The organism is Streptomyces liangshanensis, from assembly GCF_011694815.1.
GTDB classification, from domain to species: domain Bacteria; phylum Actinomycetota; class Actinomycetes; order Streptomycetales; family Streptomycetaceae; genus Streptomyces; species Streptomyces liangshanensis.
The window spans coordinates 2,693,421-2,710,178 of record NZ_CP050177.1; the positions used below are offsets into that span (position 1 = coordinate 2,693,421).

Below are 16,758 nucleotides of genomic sequence, written 5' to 3' on the forward strand. Positions count from 1 at the left end.
AACCGCGTACCGGCGTGGCAACCGGCCGGGACCCTGGAGTCCCGGCCGGTTTACGGCACCCGCACGGCCGTACGCTGTTCAGACTGACGCGTCCGTATATCGGTACCGGGTCCGCGAAGTTGCCTGCGTGTTAACGAAATTGGTGTGCTTTATTCGCTTTCGTCCCCCGAATCCGTACCGTCACCGCTTTCGTCCGGTCCGGCCGGCACGATCCGCCGCTCCTCCGCGAAGTGACAGGCGGACAGGTGCGCGGCCGGCCCCGACGCCTCCCGGAAGACCTCCGGGACCGCCAGCAGCGGCTGTTCCCGCGCGCACACCTCCTGCGCCTTCCAGCAGCGGGTACGGAAGCGGCAGCCGGACGGCGGGCTGGCCGGTGACGGCACGTCACCCACCAGGATGATCCGCTCCCGGTGCTCCCGGGCCGTCGGGTCGGGCAGCGGGACCGCCGACAGCAGCGCCTGGGTGTACGGGTGCGTGGGGTGGTCGTAGATCTCGGCGTCGGTGCCGACCTCCGCCATCCGTCCCAGGTACATCACGCCGACCCGGTCGGAGATGTGCCGGACGATCGACAGGTCGTGCGCGATGAAGATGTACGACAGGTTGAACTCGTCCTGGAGCCGCTCCATCAGGTTGATGACCTGCGCCTGCACGGACACGTCCAGGGCGGAGACGGGCTCGTCGGCGACGATGATCTCGGGCTGGAGCGCCAGCCCGCGGGCGATGCCGATGCGCTGGCGCTGGCCGCCGGAGAACTGGTGCGGATAGCGGTTGATGTACTCGGGGTTGAGGCCGACCACGTCCAGCAGGTCCTGGACCTTGCGCCGCCGGTCGCCCTTCGGCGCGACCTCGGGGTGGATCTCGAAGGGCTCCCCGATGATGTCGCCGACGGTCATGCGCGGGTTGAGCGAGGTGTACGGGTCCTGGAACACCATCTGGATGTTCCGGCGCACGGCCTTCAGCGCCCGCCCGGACAGCTTGCTGATGTCGTCGCCCTTGTAGCGGATCTCCCCGGACGTGGGCCGTTCCAGGTTCACCAGCATCTTGGCCACGGTCGACTTGCCGCAGCCCGACTCCCCCACGATGCCGAGGGTCTCGCCGGCGGCCAGGTCGAAGGAGACCCCCGAGACCGCCTGGACCGCCCCGACCTGCTTCCTGACGAGGATTCCCCGGGTCAGCGGGAAGTTCTTGACCAGGTCACGCACTTCCAGAATGGCCTCGGCCATCGAGCGTCTCCCTCCAGAAGTAGCAGGCGCTCTCGCGGCCGTCGCCGACCTCGAACAGCGGGGGCACGTCCTTGCGGCAGACGTCCTGGGCCAGTGGGCAGCGGGGGTGGAACGCGCAGCCCCGCGGGATGTTCGTCAGGTTCGGCGGCAGCCCCTTGATCGCGTACAGCTGGGAGCCCTTCTGGTCGAGCCGGGGGATCGAGTCGAGCAGGCCGACGGTGTACGGGTGGGCGGGCTTCTTGTAGATCTCGAAGACGGGGGCGGACTCGACGATCCGTCCCGCGTACATCACCGCGATCTTGTCGGCGACGTCCGCGACCACCCCGAGGTCGTGGGTGATGAGGATCAGCCCCATGTTCAGTTCGCGCTGGAGTTCCGCGAGCAGTTCCATGACCTGGGCCTGGACGGTCACGTCCAGCGCGGTGGTCGGTTCGTCCGCGATGATCAGCGCGGGTTCCAGCGCCAGGGCCATCGCGATCATGATGCGCTGGCGCATGCCGCCGGAGAACTGGTGCGGGTAGTCGTTGACGCGCTCGTGGGCGGCGGGGATCCGTACCCGGTCCATCAGCTCGATCGACCTGGCCTTGGCGTCCTTGCGGGACATCCCCCGGTGCACGATGAACATCTCGCCGAGCTGGGCGCCCACCGTGAGCACCGGATTGAGCGAGGACAGCGCGTCCTGGAAGATCATCGCCATCTTGGCGCCCCGGATCTTGCGCCGCTGGTCCTCCTTGAGCTTGAGGATGTCCTGGCCCTGGAAGATCACCTGGCCGCCGGTGATCTTCCCCGGTGGCATGTCCAGGATCCCCATGATGGCCTGGGCGGTGACGGACTTTCCGGAGCCCGATTCGCCGAGCACGGCGAGGGTCTCGCCCGCGTCGACGGAGTACGTGACGCCGTTGACGGCCTTGGCGACCCCCTCGCGGGTGTGGAACTCCACGTGCAGGTCGCGCACTTCGAGCAACATGGGACCGGGCTCCTCAGCGCAGCTTGGGATCGAGGGCGTCGCGTACGGCGTCGCCGAGCATGATGAACGCGAGCACGGTGATCGCCAGCGCCCCGGCCGGCCAGAGCAGCGCGTGCGGGGCGTTGCGGACGTTCGGCGAGGCGTCCGAGATGTCGATCCCCCAGGAGACGGTGGGCGGTTTGAGGCCGACACCGAGGTACGAGAGGGTCGCCTCCAGCGAGATGAACGTGCCGAGCGCGATGGTCGCGACGACGATGACCGGGGCGATGGCGTTGGGCATGATGTGCCGGAGCAGCATCCGGGTGTTGGAGGCGCCGAGCGCCCGCGCCGCCTGGACGTAGTCGTGCTGCTTGACGGTGATGACCGAGCCGCGGGCGATGCGGGAGATCTGCGGCCAGCCGAGCACGATCATGAATCCGACGACGGGCCAGACGGTGGAGTCGGACACCACGGACAGCAGGACCAGGCCGCCGAGGACGACGGGGATGCCGAAGAAGATGTCGGTGATGCGGGAGAGGACCGCGTCCCAGCCGCCGCCGTAGAACCCGGCGAGGCCGCCGAGGATCGAGCCGACGAGCGCGACGCCGGCGCTGGCGCAGACGCCGACGGTGACCGAGGCCCTGGCCCCGTAGACGGTACGGGTGTAGACGTCGCAGCCCTGGGCGTCGAAGCCGAACGGGTGGCCGGAGCGGGCGCCCTGCTCGGAGTCGACCAGGTTGCAGGAGAGCGGGTTCTGCGTGGCGATCGAGTACGGCCAGATCGCGATGACCACCAGGAACAGGATGATCAGCCCCGAGATGATGAAGACGGGGTTGCGGCGCAGGTCGCGCCAGGCGTCGGACCACAGGCTGCGCGCCCGCCCCTCGGAGCCGCCTCCCTCGGGGCCCTCGGGCTCGTTCTCCAGGGTGGCGCCCTCGCTGGTGGCGAGGTCCATCGCGCCGCCGGCACCGGTCGCCGCGATGGCACCGCCGTCGTCGGGGATCCCGTCCTCGGGGGGAAGCTGCGGCTCAGGCATACCGGATCCTCGGGTCGAGAACGGCGTAGAGGAGGTCGACCAGCAGGTTCGCCACCAGGAAGACGATGACGAGGACGGTCACGAAGCCGACGACGGTCTGGGTGTTCTGGCGCAGGATGCCTTGGTAGAGCTGGAATCCCACGCCGTGGATGTTGAAGATGCGCTCGGTGACGATCGCGCCGCCCATCAGGGCCCCGATGTCCGTCCCGATGAAGGTGATCACCGGGATCAGGGAGTTGCGCAGCAGGTGCCGGATGACCACGCGGTGGCGCGGCAGGCCCTTGGCGGTGGCGGTGCGGACGTAGTCGGAGCGGGCGTTCTCGGCGATCGAGGTCCGGGTGAGGCGGGTGACGTACGCCAGGGAGACCGAGGCGAGCACGAGCCCCGGCACGATCAGTTCGTCGAGCGGCGCCGCGGAGGAGACGGACGGCTCGATGATGTTCCACTTCACGCCGAGCAGCAGTTGGGCGAGCAGGCCGGTGACGAAGGTGGGGACGGCGATGACGACCAGGGTGAGCAGGAGGACGCCGGTGTCGACGAAGCTGCCGCGGCGCAGTCCCGTGATGACGCCGAAGATGATCCCGATGACCAGCTCGAAGACGATGGCGACCAGGGTGAGGCGGATGGTGACCGGGAAGGCCGAGCCCATCAGGTCGATGACCTTCTCGCCGTTGAACGCGGTGCCGAAGTTCCCGGAGAACACGTGGCCCATGTAGGTCAGGTATTGCTGCCAGAGGGGCTTGTCGAGGCCGAAGTCCTTGCGCAGCTGGGTGATGGTCGCCGGGTCGCACTGCTTGTCGCCGCACAGGCCGGCGATGGGGTCTCCCTGCACGTTGACCATCAGGAAGATCAGCAGCGTGGTGCCGATGAAGACGGGGATCATCTGCAGCAGACGCCGGATCACATAACGTCCCATGGACGGCTCCGGGTGTCGTGGGATGCGGGGCGCTCGGGAAGGGGCGGGGCCCCCGGCGAACGGTGTCGGCCCGGCACGGGATGCGCGCCGGGCCGTGCACCGCGGTGGGTCAGTTGACCTTGATCTCGTTGTAGACGGGGACGCTGAACGGGTTCAGCGCGACGTTCGAGATGTTGTCCGAGAAGCCCGCGCTGCCGTTCTGGTACCAGAGCGGGACGGCCGCCATCTGGTCCCGTACGACTCCCTCGGCCTGCTGGAAGATCTTGACGGCCTTGGCCTCGTCGGTCTCGGCGTTGGCCTGGTTGACGAGCTTGTCGAACTGGGGGTTGCTGAACTGGCCGTCGTTGGACGAGGCGCCCGTGAAGTACAGGGGCTGGAGGAAGTCCTGGATCAGCGGGTAGTCCATCTGCCAGCCGGCGCGGAACGGGCCGGTCATCTTGTGCTGGCCGATCTGGTTGCGGAAGTCCGCGAAGGTGCCGACGGGCCGGCCGACGCAGGCCTTGTCGTTGCCCACCACGTTGTTGATGTTGTTGCAGACGGCGTCGACCCACACCTTGTGGGAGCCGGTGTCCGCGTTGTACGTGATGGTGAGCTTGCCGCCGGGGAAGCCTCCGGCGTCCGAGATCATCTTCTTGGCGGCGGCCGCGTTGAACGTGCACTTCGAGCCGCACAGGCCGGCCTGGTAGCCGCCGGCCTTGCCGAGGACCGGGGAGGTCCAGTCGGTGGCCGGGGTGCGGGTCTTCTGGAAGATGGTGTCGGTGATCTGCGGGCGGTTGATCGCCATGGAGATGCCGGTGCGGAGCTTGAGGCCGTTCGCGCCGCTCCAGGCCTTGTCGTAGAACGGGAAGGCCAGGGTCTGGATGATGCCGGCCGGGGTGTTGATGTAGCGGCCGTCGAGGTCGGACTGCACGTTGCGCAGCTGGTTGGCCGGGACGTCGTCGACGAGGTCGAGGTTGCCCGCGACGAGGTCGGTGTAGGCGGTGTTGTTGTCGGTGTAGACCTTGAGGTCCACGCCGCCGTTCTGCGCCTTGTCGGGGCCGGGGTACTTCTTCCAGGTGCGCAGGGACATCTGGGAGCCCCGGTTGTACTTCTGCACCTCGTACGGGCCGTTGCCGATCGGCTTGGACAGCCAGGCGGAGTGGTTGGTGAAGAACGCCTGCGGCAGCGGCGAGAAGGCGGCGTACCCGAGGGTGTCCGGGAAGGTGGAGAACTTCTGCGAGAGGCGGATCGTGAAGGTCTGGCCGCCGGTGACCTTGAGGCCGGACATCGTGGTGGCGGTGGCCGAGCCCGTCTCGGGGTGGACCTTGTCGTACCCGTCGATGTACTGGAAGAACGACGCGTTCTTCTGGTTGTTCTTCAGGGCCGCGCCGTAGTTCCAGGCGTTCACGAAGGACTTCGCGGTGACCTTCTCGCCGTTGCTGAAGGTCCAGCCGTTCTTGACGGTCACCTTGAAGTTCTGGGCGTCCGAGGTGGTGATCGACTGGGCGAGCGCGTTCTCCGCCTTGGCGGTCTTCGGGTTGTACCGCTTGAGCCCCCGGAAGATCAGGTCGAGGACCTTGCCGCCCTGCACCTCGTTGGTGTTGGCGGGTTCGAGGGGGTTCTGCGGGTCACCCCAGGAAGCGCTCACGACCCCGCTGGATCCGCTGCTGCCACTACTGCTGCTGCTGCCGCTTCCGCTGCTGCTGCTTCCGCAGGCCGTCGCGGCAAGAGCGACGGCCACCGTGCATGCGGCCCACTTGGCGTGCGTGGCTCCACGCATGGAACTGCCTCCTCGGAGTACGTGTCTCGCGTACGCCCAAATATCAGGGCATAGGGAACAAGACGCACACTTAACCCACCCGTACGAGCGTGACTCCATCCGGATGTACGCATTCCGGCGCTGCGGTGCCCGCATATCGGACCGATCGACCGGACTGTCCGCATATGTAAGCGAACGTCCCTTCGATTCCCCCATGCGTGTACCAAGCATGTATCTCGCCGGGGTCATGCGCCGGTCATGGCCCAAAAGACGGCGTCAAGCTCGTCCCGATTTCATTGACTCCGCATGAATTGCGTTGAAAAGGTCCGCATAGCCCGTGGGTCGACCGCGGATACCTCTGTCCCCTCCGGGCCTGGAGCATCATGACCTTCTCCACTCCTCCGGCCGCCGCCCCCTTCGAGACGGTGGCCGACAGCGGCGCCCCGCTGCCCACGGCGCCCGCGTCCAAGGGCGGCGCCAGCCGTTCCCCCGGCCAGCTCGCCTGGCGGCGCTTCAAGCGGGACAAAACCGGTGTGGTCTCGGCCTGCGTCGTGGCCTTCTTCTTCGTGGTCTCGATCTGCGCGCCGCTGATAGCGAAGGTGTACGGGAAGAACCCGTACACCACCTACGGACAGAACCAGCCGGGGCTGCTCAACGAGTTCACCTTCCCGGTCAAGCCCAACGGCGGCATCGACAGCCACTTCTGGTTCGGCCTGGAGCCGGGCCTCGGCCGGGACGTCTTCACGTTCCTCCTGTACGGCATGCGCAACTCGCTCCTGATCGCCACGGCGACGACGCTGCTGGTGACCGCGCTGGGCATCGTCGTGGGGATCACCGCGGGCTACCTCGGCGGCAAGACCGACTACCTCATCGGCCGGCTCATCGACATCCTGCTGGCCTTCCCCTCGACGCTGTTCTTCATCGCGTTCTGGCCGGTCCTGATCTCGATCCTGGTCTCCCCGGAGAAGAACACCCCGGTCTGGCTGACCGTCGTGAGCCTCATCTCGGTCATGACCGCCTTCGGCTGGGCGCCGATCGCCCGCCTCCTGCGCGGCGAGGTGCTGGCCCTGCGCGAGCGCGAGTTCGTGGAAGCGGCGAAGGTGACCGGTGCCTCACCGGCCCGGATCATCTTCAAGGAGCTGCTGCCCAACCTGTGGACGCCGATCCTCATCCAGGCGACCCTCGCGCTCCCCCTGTACGTCACGACCGAGGCCGGCCTCGCCTTCCTCGGGGTGGGACTGACCTCACCGACCCCCGACTGGGGCGTGATGATCCAGCGCGCGTCGCAGGTGTACTCGAACGACATCACCTTCTTGCTCTTCCCCGGCGTCGCCATGGTGGTCTTCGTGGTCACCTTCAACCTGCTCGGGGACTCCGTACGCGACGCGCTGGACCCCAAGACCCGGCGCTGAGCCCGACACCCCCCAGTCCGGCCCAGGCGAAGGGGCCCGCCGGATCCTCTCGTCCCCCTCAACCCCACAGGGCAGGAAGCAATGTCCCTCTCCCGCAGAAACTTCGTCATCGCCACCTCGGTCGCGGTCGGCGGTTCCATGGCCCTCGCGGCGTGCAGCAGCGGTGGCGGCTCCGACAGCGGCAGCGGCTCCGGCGGCACGGGCGCCACCAGCGGCGCCACGAAGGTCGCACCCACGAGCGTCAAGGTCGGTACGGCCGCGGACTCGAAGGGCCCGGCCCCCGAGATACCCGGCGCGGTCAAGGGCGGCACCATCCGCCCCATCGGGCTGAGCGACTTCTCGCACCTCGACCCCCAGCGCATCTACTTCGCCTGGAACTCGCAGGTCGGCAACCTCTACATCCGCGCGCTGACCGGCTACAAGACCGCCCCGGACGGAGCCCAGACGCTGGTCGGTGACCTCGCCACGGACACGGGCACCACCCCCGACGGCGGCAAGACCTGGACCTTCACGCTGAAGGACGGGCTCAAGTGGGAGGACGGCAGCGAGCTGACCGTCGAGGACGTGCGGCACGGCATCGAGCGCGGCTTCGCCTCCTTCACCACCGACGGCGCGGGATACGTGCAGGCCGCCCTCACGGGCAACCAGGACTTCCGGTCCGTCTACAAGGGCCCCTACAGCGGCAAGCACCTGTCCTCGATCGTCACCGACGCGGGCGCGAAGACGATCACCTTCCACCTGAAGAAGGCGCACCCGGACCTGAACTTCACCCTGGCGATGAGCTCGTACGGCGCCGTGCCGGTCAAGCTCGACACCAAGGAGAAGTACGACAAGGACCCGGTCTCGTCCGGCCCGTACCGGATCAAGTCGCACGCCCCCGACAAGTCGATGGTCCTCGTCCGCAACGAGCACTGGGACCCGGCCACCGACGCGATCCACAACGCCTACCCGGACAGCTTCGCGTTCGAGTTCGGCCCCCAGCCCATCCCGCTCGCGGACCGCCTGATCGCCGACTCCGGCGACGACCAGTTCGCCCTGATGGCGTACAGCGCGGTCCCGGCCGAGCGCATCCAGCAGGTCCTCACCAACGGGGACCTCAAGAAGCGCAGTGTGGTCGGCCTGGTGGGCGCCACGTACTACTACGCGATCAACATGAAGCGGATCAAGGACCTCAAGGTGCGCCAGGCGCTGATCCACGCGTGGCCGCTGGAGCAGATCCGGTCCATCTACGGCGGCCCCTCGGCCGGCGACTACGCCACGACGATCCTTCCCCCCAGCATCCTGGGCCGCAAGGAGTTCGACGTCTACGGCAAGCTGAAGAAGCCGCAGGGCGACCCGGCGAAGGCGAAGCAACTGCTCACGGAGGCGGGCAAGGTCGGCACGACGATTGTCTACGCCTACCAGCAGTCCGACACCTACGACAAGACGCAGGTCGTCATTGTCAACGCCCTCAAGGCCGCCGGGTTCAACCCGGTCGCCAAGCCGCTGAACCCGACGAACTACTACGACCAGATCCAGCAGATCGACAACAAGTTCGACGTCATGTGGTTCGGCTGGAGCCCCGACTGGCCGACCGGCTACACGATGCTCCAGCCGCTGTTCGACGGCCGGGCCATCGGCAACGGGCAGAACAACGTCTCCCAGCTGAACGTCCCCGCGATCAACCGGACGATCGACAAGGACGACGCGATCGCCGACCCGAAGGCGCAGGGCGCGGCCTGGTCCGCGCTCGACGAGCAGCTCATGAAGGAGCAGGCGCCGATCATCCCCGAGACGTACCAGCGCCGCACCTACCTGTACGGATCGAAGGTGGGCGGAGCCCTCTTCGACCCGCAGTTCGACTCCGCCATTCTCTACAAGCTGTACGTGAAGGCGTAGCACCCGAACGCCGGTGGGGCACCCCCGCGGTGCCCCACCGCCCCCCATCCCCTTCGTCGGCGCCTGCCAGGGAAACCCATCGCCATGCTCCGCTTTCTCGTCCGCCGGACCTTCGGCGCTCTGGTGATCCTGCTGATCATCAGCGCGTTCACCTTCGTCCTCTTCTACGTCGCGCCCCGCGACCCCGCGCGCGCGGCCTGCGGCAAGATCTGCACGCCCGAGACGTTGGCCCTGGTCAAGCACAACCTGGGGATCGCCGATCCGGTGCCGGTGCAGTACTGGCACTGGCTGGTGGGGGTCTTCGCGGGACGCGACTACCACTCCTTCGGCCACTGCCCGGCTCCCTGCCTGGGCTACTCGTTCACCAACCAGGAGCCGGTCCTCGGGACGATCCTCTCCGACTTCCCGACGACGATCTCGCTCTCCGTCGGCAGCGCCGCGGTGTTCGTGGTCTTCGGGGTGGGCGCGGGCATGCTGGCCGCCGTCAAGCAGGGCCGGATGCTGGACAAGGTGGCGTCCTCCGCGTCGCTGATCGGGTCCTCGCTCCAGATCTACATCGTCGGTGTGGTCGCGGTGTACTACCTGACCGACCAGTGGCACCTGCTGAGCCGCCCGCAGTACGTGCCCCTCACCCAGGACCCGGCGGCCTGGTTCCGCGGTCTGCTGCTGCCGTGGATCGTGCTGGCGATCATCTTCACGGCCAACTACACGCGCATGGCGCGCTCGCAGCTGGTCGAGACCCTCAGCGAGGACTACGTCCGTACGGCCAGGGCCAAGGGCCTGTCCCGCCGGACGGTCTTCTTCCGCTTCGCCTGGCGCGGGGCGATGGGCCCGATCGTCACGATCTTCGGGCTCGACATCGGCTACCTGCTGGGCGGCGCGATCATCACCGAGCAGGTGTTCAGCCTGCACGGCATCGGGGCGCTCTCCATCAAGGCCGTGCAGAACAACGACCTGCCCCTCCTGCTCGGCGTCGTCCTGGTCGCCGCCACCGCCATCGTCGTCTTCAACATCATCGTCGACGCGGTGTACGCCCTCATCGACCCGCGCGTACGCCTCGCCTAGGAGAGATCCCCATGAGCACCCCCAACCTCTCCGGCCCCGACCTGTCCGGCTCCGAGCGGTCCGGCTCCGACCCGTTCCTCGCCGTGCGGGACCTGCGTGTGCACTTCTCCACCGAGGACGGCACCGTCAAGGCCGTCGACGGGCTCTCCTTCGAGGTGGAGCGGGGCAGGACCCTCGGCATCGTCGGCGAGTCCGGTTCCGGCAAGTCCGTCACCAACCTGTCGATCCTCGGGCTGCACGACCCGCGGCACACGACGATGGACGGCCAGATCCTCCTGGAGGGGAAGGACCTGCTCACCGCGTCGGAACGGGAGCTGGAGCGGCTGCGCGGCAACAAGATGTCCATGATCTTCCAGGACGCGCTGGCCTCGCTGTCGCCGTACCACACGATCGGCAAGCAGATCTCGGAGACGTACCGCAAGCACACCGGCGCCTCCAAGAAGGAGGCCCGCGCGCGGGCGGTCGAGATGCTGCGGCGGGTCGGCATCCCCCAGCCGGACGTACGGGTCGACGACTACCCGCACCAGTTCTCCGGCGGCATGCGGCAGCGCGCGATGATCGCGATGGCGCTGGTCTGCGACCCCGAGCTGCTGATCGCGGACGAGCCGACGACCGCGCTCGACGTGACCGTACAGGCGCAGATCATGGACCTGCTCAAGGACCTCCAGCAGGAGACCGGCACGGCGATCGTCTTCATCACCCACGACCTCGGCGTCATCGCCGACATCGCGGACGAGGTGCTGGTGATGTACGCGGGGCGCTGCGTGGAGCGCGGCACCAAGAAGGACGTCCTGAACGACCCCCAGCACCCCTACACCTGGGGGCTGCTGGGCTCCATGCCCAGCCTCGACGGACCGGTGGACGTCCCGCTGTCACCCATCCCCGGCACCCCGCCGAGCCTGCTCAACCCGCCGTCCGGCTGCCGCTTCCACCCGCGGTGCGCCTTCGCCGAGCAGGTCGGCGGCGGGCGCTGCGCCACCGAGCGGCCCCCGCTCGACCTGGTCGCCGGCCGCGGGGCCGCCTGCCATCTGACCGAAGCGCAACGGGTCGAGTTCTCGGCCGACTTCACCGGTACCCGGAACCACTGACGTACGAGAGAAGGGACTTCACACCATGACCAGCACCGAACCCCTCCTGGACGTCGCCGGGCTCACCAAGCACTTCCCGATCAAGGGCGGCTTCCCGATCCGGCGCACGGTCGGCGCCGTCCAGGCCGTCGACGGGCTCGACTTCACCGTGGCCGGGGGCGAGAGCCTCGGCCTGGTCGGCGAGTCGGGCTGCGGCAAGTCGACCACCGGCCGGCTGATCACCCGGCTGCTGGAGCCGACCGCGGGGAAGATCACCTACCGCGGCCGGGACATCACCCACGCCTCGCGGCGGGAGCTGGCCCCGCTGCGCTCCGAGATCCAGATGATCTTCCAGGACCCGTACGCGTCGCTGAACCCCCGGCAGACCGTCGGCAAGATCATCTCCGGTCCGATGGAGATCAACGACGTCAACCCGCAGGGCGGCCGGGAGCGCCGGGTGCGGGAGCTGCTGGAGACGGTGGGGCTCAACCCCGAGCACTACAACCGCTTCCCGCACGAGTTCTCCGGCGGCCAGCGCCAGCGCATCGGCGTGGCCAGGGCCCTGGCCCTGGAGCCCAAGCTGATCGTGGCCGACGAGCCGGTCTCCGCGCTCGACGTCTCCATCCAGGCGCAGGTCGTCAACCTGCTCCAGCAGCTCCAGCGCGACCTGGGCATCGCGTTCCTCTTCATCGCGCACGACTTGGCGATCGTGCGGCACTTCTCGCAGCGCGTCGCGGTCATGTACCTGGGCCGGATCGTGGAGGTCGCCGACCGCGACGACCTGTACGGCAACCCCCGCCACCCGTACACCCGGGCGCTGCTGTCCGCCGTGCCCGAGGCGACCGCCGACGACGTGCCGCGCCGCGAGCGGATCCTGCTCACCGGGGACGTACCCTCGCCGGTCCACCCGCCGTCGGGCTGCCGCTTCCGCACCCGGTGCTGGAAGGCGACCGAGCGGTGCGCGACCGAGACTCCTCCGTTGGTCCGCGTGGAAGGCAGCCGGTCCGGCCACCTCACCGCGTGCCACTACCCGGAGGACCCACAGACGGTGCCGGCGGCTCGGGGCGTTGCCGCCGGCACCTCCTAGACCCCCCGGCGCGATCCTGAACACCCCTTTCTCGGATCGCGCCGCCAGAACCGGTCCCGGCCCATTGACCCGAGCCCCATGAGACCGGTTCCAGGGGAAAAAGAGAGGCCCGCGCCCCGCCCGTGAGGGCGGCCCGCGGGCCTCTTCCCCGTCCTCGGACGGGGGTGCGGACTACGCCGCGTGGACGACGTCCTTCTCCTCGGCGAAGTGGCACGCCGACTCGTGCGCCGCCTCGCCGCCCGCGGCCACGAAGCGCTCGGGGACCGCCAGCAGCGGCACCTCGGTCGCGCAGCGCTCCTCCGCCTTCCAGCAGCGGGTACGGAAGCGGCAGCCGGAGGGCGGGTTGGCCGGCGACGGCACGTCCCCGGTGAGGATGATCCGCTCCCGGCCCTCACGCGCGGTCGGGTCGGGCACCGGGACCGCCGACAGCAGCGCCTGGGTGTACGGGTGCGTCGGGTGGTCGTAGATCTGGGTGTCCGTACCGATCTCGGCCATCTTGCCCAGGTACATCACCCCGACCCGGTCCGAGATGTGCCGCACGATCGACAGGTCGTGCGCGATGAAGATGTACGACAGGTTGAACTCGTCCTGGAGCCGCTCCATCAGGTTGATGACCTGCGCCTGCACGGACACGTCCAGCGCGGAGACAGGCTCGTCGCAGATGATGATCTCGGGGTTGAGCGCGAGCCCGCGGGCGATGCCGATGCGCTGGCGCTGGCCGCCCGAGAACTGGTGCGGATACCGGTTGATGTACTCCGGGTTCAGCCCCACGACGTCCAGGAGCTCCTGGACCTTGCGCCGCCGGTCGCCCTTCGGCGCGACCTCGGGGTGGATCTCGAAGGGCTCCCCGATGATGTCACCGACGGTCATGCGCGGGTTCAGGGACGTGTACGGGTCCTGGAACACCATCTGGATGTTCCGGCGCACGGCCTTCAGCGCCCGCCCGGACAGCTTGGTGATGTCCTGCCCCTTGAAGAACACCTCGCCGGCCGTGGCCGTCTCCAGCGTCATCAGCAGCTTCGCGACGGTCGACTTGCCGCAGCCGGACTCGCCCACGATGCCGAGGGTCTCGCCCTGGTAGAGGTCGAACGAGATCCCGTCGACGGCCTTCACGGCGCCGACCTTCGTCTTGAAGAGGATGCCCTGGGTCAGCGGGAAGTGCTTGACCAGGTTGCGCACCTGGAGGATCGGCTCCCCGCGCTCCACCGGCGCCTCGATGGCGGCGACGGCCGCGCTGTCCGTGGCCGCGTCGACCCGGTCGACGTCGGTCACGTTGGGCGTGGCGTCCACCGGCCCGCCCTGCTCGTCGAGGTCAGCCATGGATCGTGTCCTTCCAGAAGTGGCACGCGCTACCCCGCCCGGGCAGTTCGGTTCCGTCCTGCTCGGTCACCGCGTGCAGCGGCGGCAGTTCGGTGCGGCAGATGTCCTGCGCACGCGGGCAGCGGGGGTTGAAGGCGCAACCGGACGGGACGTGCAGCAGGTTGGGCGGGAGGCCCTTGATCGCGTAGAGCTCCTGGCCCTTCTGGTCCAGCCGCGGGATCGAGTCCAGGAGTCCCCGGGTGTACGGGTGGGCGGGCCGCTTGTAGATCTCGTGGACCGGCGCGGTCTCGACGATCCGTCCCGCGTACATCACGGCGATCTTGTCCGCGACGTCGGCGACCACGCCGAGGTCGTGGGTGATCAGGATCAGGCCCATGTTGAACTCGCGCTGGAGCTCCGCGAGCAGGTCCATGACCTGGGCCTGGACGGTCACGTCCAGCGCGGTCGTCGGCTCGTCCGCGATGATCAGGTCGGGCTCCAGGGCGAGCGCCATCGCGATCATGATGCGCTGGCGCATACCGCCGGAGAACTGGTGCGGGTAGTCGTTCACCCGCTCCTTCGAGGCGGGGATGTGCACCCGGTCCATCAGCTCGATGGCCCGGGCCTTGGCCTCCTTCTTGGAGAGGCCCAGGTGCACCCGGTACATCTCCCCGAGCTGGTAGCCGACGGTCAGCACCGGGTTGAGGGAGGACAGCGCGTCCTGGAAGATCATCGCGATCTTGCGGCCGCGGATCTGCCGCCGCTCCTCGTTCGACATGGCGAGCATGTCCTGGCCGCGGAAGAGGATCTCCCCCTTGGGTATGCGGCCGGGCGGCATGTCGAGGATGCCCATGATCGCCTGGGCGGTCACGGACTTGCCGGAGCCCGACTCGCCGAGGACGGCGAGCGTCTCGCCCGCGGCGACGCTGTAGTTGACGCCGTTGACGGCCTTGACGACTCCGCCACGGGTGGCGAACTCGACGTGCAGGTCACGGACTTCGAGCAACGGGCCGCCGGCGGCGGCGTCGTCCTGCGGTGCGGAGGCCGCTGAGGTCTTGTCGATGATGGTCATGTACGCCTCCCTCAGCGCAGTTTCGGATCGAGGGCGTTGCGCACCGCATCGCCGAGCATGATGAACGCCAGCACGGTGATGCTGAGCATGATCGACGGGTAGATGAGGATGTGCTGTGCCACCCGGATCTGGTTGGCGCCGTCCGAGATGTCGATGCCCCACGAGATGGTCGGCGCGGAGAGCCCGAGCCCCAGGTAGGACAGCGTGGCCTCGGCCGAGATGTAGCCGCCGAGCGAGATGGTGGCGACGACGATCACCGGGGCGAGCGCGTTCGGCAGGATGTGCTTGAACAGGATCCGGGTCGTGCTCGCGCCCAGCGCCTTGGCGGCCTGCACGTAGTCGGCCTGCTTGATGGTGATGACGGAACCGCGCATCACGCGGGCGATCTGGGTCCAGCCGAGGAAGGCCAGGGCCAGGACGACGACCCACACCTTGCGCTCCGCGAAGGAGTTCATGACGACCATCGCGCCGAGCAGGAACGGGACACCGAAGAAGATGTCGGTGAGCCGGGACAGGACGGAGTCGACGATCCCGCCGAAGTACCCGGCGATCATGCCGACGATGCCGCCCAGCACGGTGACCAGCAGGGTCACGGTGATGCCGACGATCACGGAGGCACGGGCCCCGTAGATGAGACGGGCGTAGACGCTGCGGCCCTGGCCGTCGTACCCGAGCCACTCGGGCGAGAAGGCGTGTCCCAGCTGCGGCTTCTGGAGGAAGTGGTTCTTCAGGTCGCCGACGCCGGGGTTCGCGCTGGTGAACAGGCCCGGGAAGGCCGTGATGACCAGCAGCAGGAGGATCAGGACGGACGAGACGACGAAGTACGGGTTGCGGCGCAGGTCCTGCCAGGCGTCGCCCCACAGGGAACGCGGCTTCTCGAGCGCCGGGCCCGCCACTCCGGCCGCCGCGACGGCGGCCGCGGTCTCGGGTGCGGTGCTGTCCACCGCGGTCTTGGTCAGATCAGGCATAACGGATCCTCGGGTCCAGGACCGCGTAGAGCAGGTCGACGATCAGGCTGGTCGCGAGGTAGACGAGGACGAGCACCGTCACCAGGCCGACCAGGGTGGTGCCCTCGCGGCGCTGGATGGACTCGAAGATCGTGCCACCCACACCGTGGATGTTGAAGAGGCCCTCGGTGATGATCGCGCCGCCCATCAGGGCGCCGATGTCCGTGCCCAGGAAGGTGACGACGGGGATCATCGAGTTGCGCATCAGGTGCACGCCGATCACCCGGCGCCGGGGCAGGCCCTTGGCCACCGCCGTCCGCATGTAGTCGGCCCGGAGGTTCTCGGCTATCGAGGTACGGGTCAGCCGTGCGACGTACGCGAGGGAGAGGCCGGCCAGCACGACCGCCGGCATCACCAGCTCGCCCCACCGGACGTCGTCGGAGACGTTGGGGGCGGTCCAGCCGAGCTGGAAGGCGAAGACGGTCTTGAAGATGAAGCCCAGGACGAAGACCGGCACCGAGATCATCAGGAGCGTGAAGATCAGCACGGCGGAGTCGACCAGGCGTCCCGCGCGCATGCCCGCCATGACGCCCAGTCCGATACCGAAGACCAGCTCGATGAGGAACGCGAGCGCCGCGAGGCGGATGGTGACCGGGAAGGCGTCGGCGAGGACGTCGGTCACCGGTCTCCGGCTGGCTATCTGGGTGCCGAAGTCACCCTGCAGCAGGCCGGTCAGGTAATGCCAGTACTGCACCAGGATCGGCTGGTCCAGGCCCAGGTCGTGCCTGATGTTCGCCACGGTCGCCGGGTCGGCTCCCTTGTCCCCGAAGAGGGCACGCACGGGGTCGCCGGGCAGGGCGTAGACCATGAGAAAGATCAGCAGGGTCGTCCCGATGAAGACCGGGATCATCTGGAGCAGTCGTCGTGCGACATAGCGCCCCATTATTCCTCCATGTCAGTCGCTGGGGCAGCCGACGGGCCCCCCTCCCGGAACTCGGAAGAAGGGCCCCCCGGCCGCCACCCGCGCCGGTGTCACTGAAGCGAGTCAGGACCGGACGCGCGATGCGCGATG

At 68.4% G+C, this 16,758-nt stretch carries 14 protein-coding genes; 5 read left to right on the top strand and 9 right to left on the bottom strand.

Annotated elements, in window-relative coordinates; translation table 11 throughout:
* Nucleotides 1-149: 149 nt before the first annotated feature.
* The 5 genes from HA039_RS11440 to HA039_RS11460 all read right to left on the bottom strand — a co-directional run bounded on the left by HA039_RS11440 (nucleotide 150) and on the right by HA039_RS11460 (nucleotide 5,880).
* Entirely contained in the window at nucleotides 150-1,223 is a 1,074-nt protein-coding gene (locus HA039_RS11440; RefSeq protein WP_167027619.1) for an ABC transporter ATP-binding protein, read from the bottom strand.
* Nucleotides 1,195-2,190, bottom strand: coding sequence for an ABC transporter ATP-binding protein (locus HA039_RS11445; RefSeq protein ID WP_167027622.1), 996 nt, complete (start codon nucleotides 2,188-2,190; stop codon nucleotides 1,195-1,197). The genes HA039_RS11440 and HA039_RS11445 overlap by 29 nt, the downstream gene beginning before the upstream one ends.
* A gap of 13 nt (nucleotides 2,191-2,203) precedes the next feature.
* Nucleotides 2,204-3,205 (bottom strand): ABC transporter permease, encoded by a 1,002-nt coding sequence (locus tag HA039_RS11450; protein ID WP_167027625.1) that lies wholly within the window; start codon nucleotides 3,203-3,205, stop codon nucleotides 2,204-2,206.
* Nucleotides 3,198-4,121 (bottom strand): ABC transporter permease, encoded by a 924-nt coding sequence (locus HA039_RS11455; protein WP_167027628.1) that lies wholly within the window; start codon nucleotides 4,119-4,121, stop codon nucleotides 3,198-3,200. Before HA039_RS11455 ends, HA039_RS11450 begins: the two co-directional genes overlap by 8 nt.
* A gap of 109 nt (nucleotides 4,122-4,230) precedes the next feature.
* Nucleotides 4,231-5,880: a peptide ABC transporter substrate-binding protein gene (locus tag HA039_RS11460; protein WP_167027631.1), complete on the bottom strand. Its 1,650-nt coding sequence runs from the start codon at nucleotides 5,878-5,880 to the stop codon at nucleotides 4,231-4,233.
* Nucleotides 5,881-6,242: 362 nt separating this feature from the next.
* On the opposite strand from HA039_RS11460, the gene HA039_RS11465 reads away from it, so the two are divergent.
* The 5 genes from HA039_RS11465 (at nucleotide 6,243) to HA039_RS11485 (ending at nucleotide 12,368) form a co-directional block, all read left to right on the top strand.
* Nucleotides 6,243-7,271, top strand: coding sequence for an ABC transporter permease (locus HA039_RS11465; protein ID WP_167027634.1), 1,029 nt, complete (start codon nucleotides 6,243-6,245; stop codon nucleotides 7,269-7,271).
* An 81-nt stretch (nucleotides 7,272-7,352) separates the two neighbouring features.
* Nucleotides 7,353-9,149, top strand: coding sequence for an ABC transporter substrate-binding protein (locus HA039_RS11470; RefSeq protein ID WP_167027638.1), 1,797 nt, complete (start codon nucleotides 7,353-7,355; stop codon nucleotides 9,147-9,149).
* An 84-nt stretch (nucleotides 9,150-9,233) separates the two neighbouring features.
* Nucleotides 9,234-10,214 carry an ABC transporter permease gene (locus HA039_RS11475; protein ID WP_167027641.1) on the top strand — a complete coding sequence of 327 codons (981 nt, stop codon included), beginning with the start codon at nucleotides 9,234-9,236 and terminating at the stop codon, nucleotides 10,212-10,214.
* Between the two features lie 11 nt (nucleotides 10,215-10,225).
* Nucleotides 10,226-11,302, top strand: a complete 1,077-nt coding sequence (locus tag HA039_RS11480) for an ABC transporter ATP-binding protein (protein ID WP_167027644.1) — start codon at nucleotides 10,226-10,228, stop codon at nucleotides 11,300-11,302.
* A 25-nt stretch (nucleotides 11,303-11,327) separates the two neighbouring features.
* Complete coding sequence (locus HA039_RS11485) at nucleotides 11,328-12,368, top strand: ABC transporter ATP-binding protein (RefSeq protein ID WP_167027647.1); 1,041 nt, start codon at nucleotides 11,328-11,330, stop codon at nucleotides 12,366-12,368.
* A gap of 171 nt (nucleotides 12,369-12,539) precedes the next feature.
* On the opposite strand, the gene HA039_RS11490 is transcribed toward HA039_RS11485, so the two are convergent.
* Genes HA039_RS11490 through HA039_RS11505 form a run of 4 tightly spaced genes read right to left on the bottom strand, consistent with a single transcriptional unit; the run spans nucleotide 12,540 to nucleotide 16,629 of the window.
* Nucleotides 12,540-13,688: an ABC transporter ATP-binding protein gene (locus HA039_RS11490; protein WP_167027650.1), complete on the bottom strand. Its 1,149-nt coding sequence runs from the start codon at nucleotides 13,686-13,688 to the stop codon at nucleotides 12,540-12,542.
* Nucleotides 13,681-14,739: an ABC transporter ATP-binding protein gene (locus HA039_RS11495; protein ID WP_167027653.1), complete on the bottom strand. Its 1,059-nt coding sequence runs from the start codon at nucleotides 14,737-14,739 to the stop codon at nucleotides 13,681-13,683. The genes HA039_RS11490 and HA039_RS11495 overlap by 8 nt, the downstream gene beginning before the upstream one ends.
* Before the next feature lie 11 nt (nucleotides 14,740-14,750).
* The gene (locus HA039_RS11500; RefSeq protein ID WP_167027656.1) at nucleotides 14,751-15,707 is read right to left on the bottom strand and encodes an ABC transporter permease; all 957 of its coding nucleotides are present in this window, start codon (nucleotides 15,705-15,707) and stop codon (nucleotides 14,751-14,753) included.
* Nucleotides 15,700-16,629, bottom strand: coding sequence for an ABC transporter permease (locus HA039_RS11505; protein WP_167027659.1), 930 nt, complete (start codon nucleotides 16,627-16,629; stop codon nucleotides 15,700-15,702). Before HA039_RS11505 ends, HA039_RS11500 begins: the two co-directional genes overlap by 8 nt.
* Nucleotides 16,630-16,758: the final 129 nt, after the last annotated feature.

Excerpts from the sequence above, each read along its gene's own strand:
- HA039_RS11485 (WP_167027647.1), top strand. The coding sequence starts at position 11,328 with ATGACCAGCACCGAACCCCTCCTGGACGTCGCCGGGCTCACCAAGCAC.
- HA039_RS11445 (WP_167027622.1), bottom strand. The coding sequence starts at position 2,190 with ATGTTGCTCGAAGTGCGCGACCTGCACGTGGAGTTCCACACCCGCGAG.
- HA039_RS11490 (WP_167027650.1), bottom strand. The coding sequence starts at position 13,688 with ATGGCTGACCTCGACGAGCAGGGCGGGCCGGTGGACGCCACGCCCAAC.
- HA039_RS11460 (WP_167027631.1), bottom strand. The coding sequence starts at position 5,880 with ATGCGTGGAGCCACGCACGCCAAGTGGGCCGCATGCACGGTGGCCGTC.
- HA039_RS11465 (WP_167027634.1), top strand. The coding sequence starts at position 6,243 with ATGACCTTCTCCACTCCTCCGGCCGCCGCCCCCTTCGAGACGGTGGCC.
- HA039_RS11470 (WP_167027638.1), top strand. The coding sequence starts at position 7,353 with ATGTCCCTCTCCCGCAGAAACTTCGTCATCGCCACCTCGGTCGCGGTC.
- HA039_RS11480 (WP_167027644.1), top strand. The coding sequence starts at position 10,226 with ATGAGCACCCCCAACCTCTCCGGCCCCGACCTGTCCGGCTCCGAGCGG.
- HA039_RS11440 (WP_167027619.1), bottom strand. The coding sequence starts at position 1,223 with ATGGCCGAGGCCATTCTGGAAGTGCGTGACCTGGTCAAGAACTTCCCG.
- HA039_RS11505 (WP_167027659.1), bottom strand. The coding sequence starts at position 16,629 with ATGGGGCGCTATGTCGCACGACGACTGCTCCAGATGATCCCGGTCTTC.
- HA039_RS11455 (WP_167027628.1), bottom strand. The coding sequence starts at position 4,121 with ATGGGACGTTATGTGATCCGGCGTCTGCTGCAGATGATCCCCGTCTTC.
- HA039_RS11450 (WP_167027625.1), bottom strand. The coding sequence starts at position 3,205 with ATGCCTGAGCCGCAGCTTCCCCCCGAGGACGGGATCCCCGACGACGGC.
- HA039_RS11500 (WP_167027656.1), bottom strand. The coding sequence starts at position 15,707 with ATGCCTGATCTGACCAAGACCGCGGTGGACAGCACCGCACCCGAGACC.
- HA039_RS11475 (WP_167027641.1), top strand. The coding sequence starts at position 9,234 with ATGCTCCGCTTTCTCGTCCGCCGGACCTTCGGCGCTCTGGTGATCCTG.
- HA039_RS11495 (WP_167027653.1), bottom strand. The coding sequence starts at position 14,739 with ATGACCATCATCGACAAGACCTCAGCGGCCTCCGCACCGCAGGACGAC.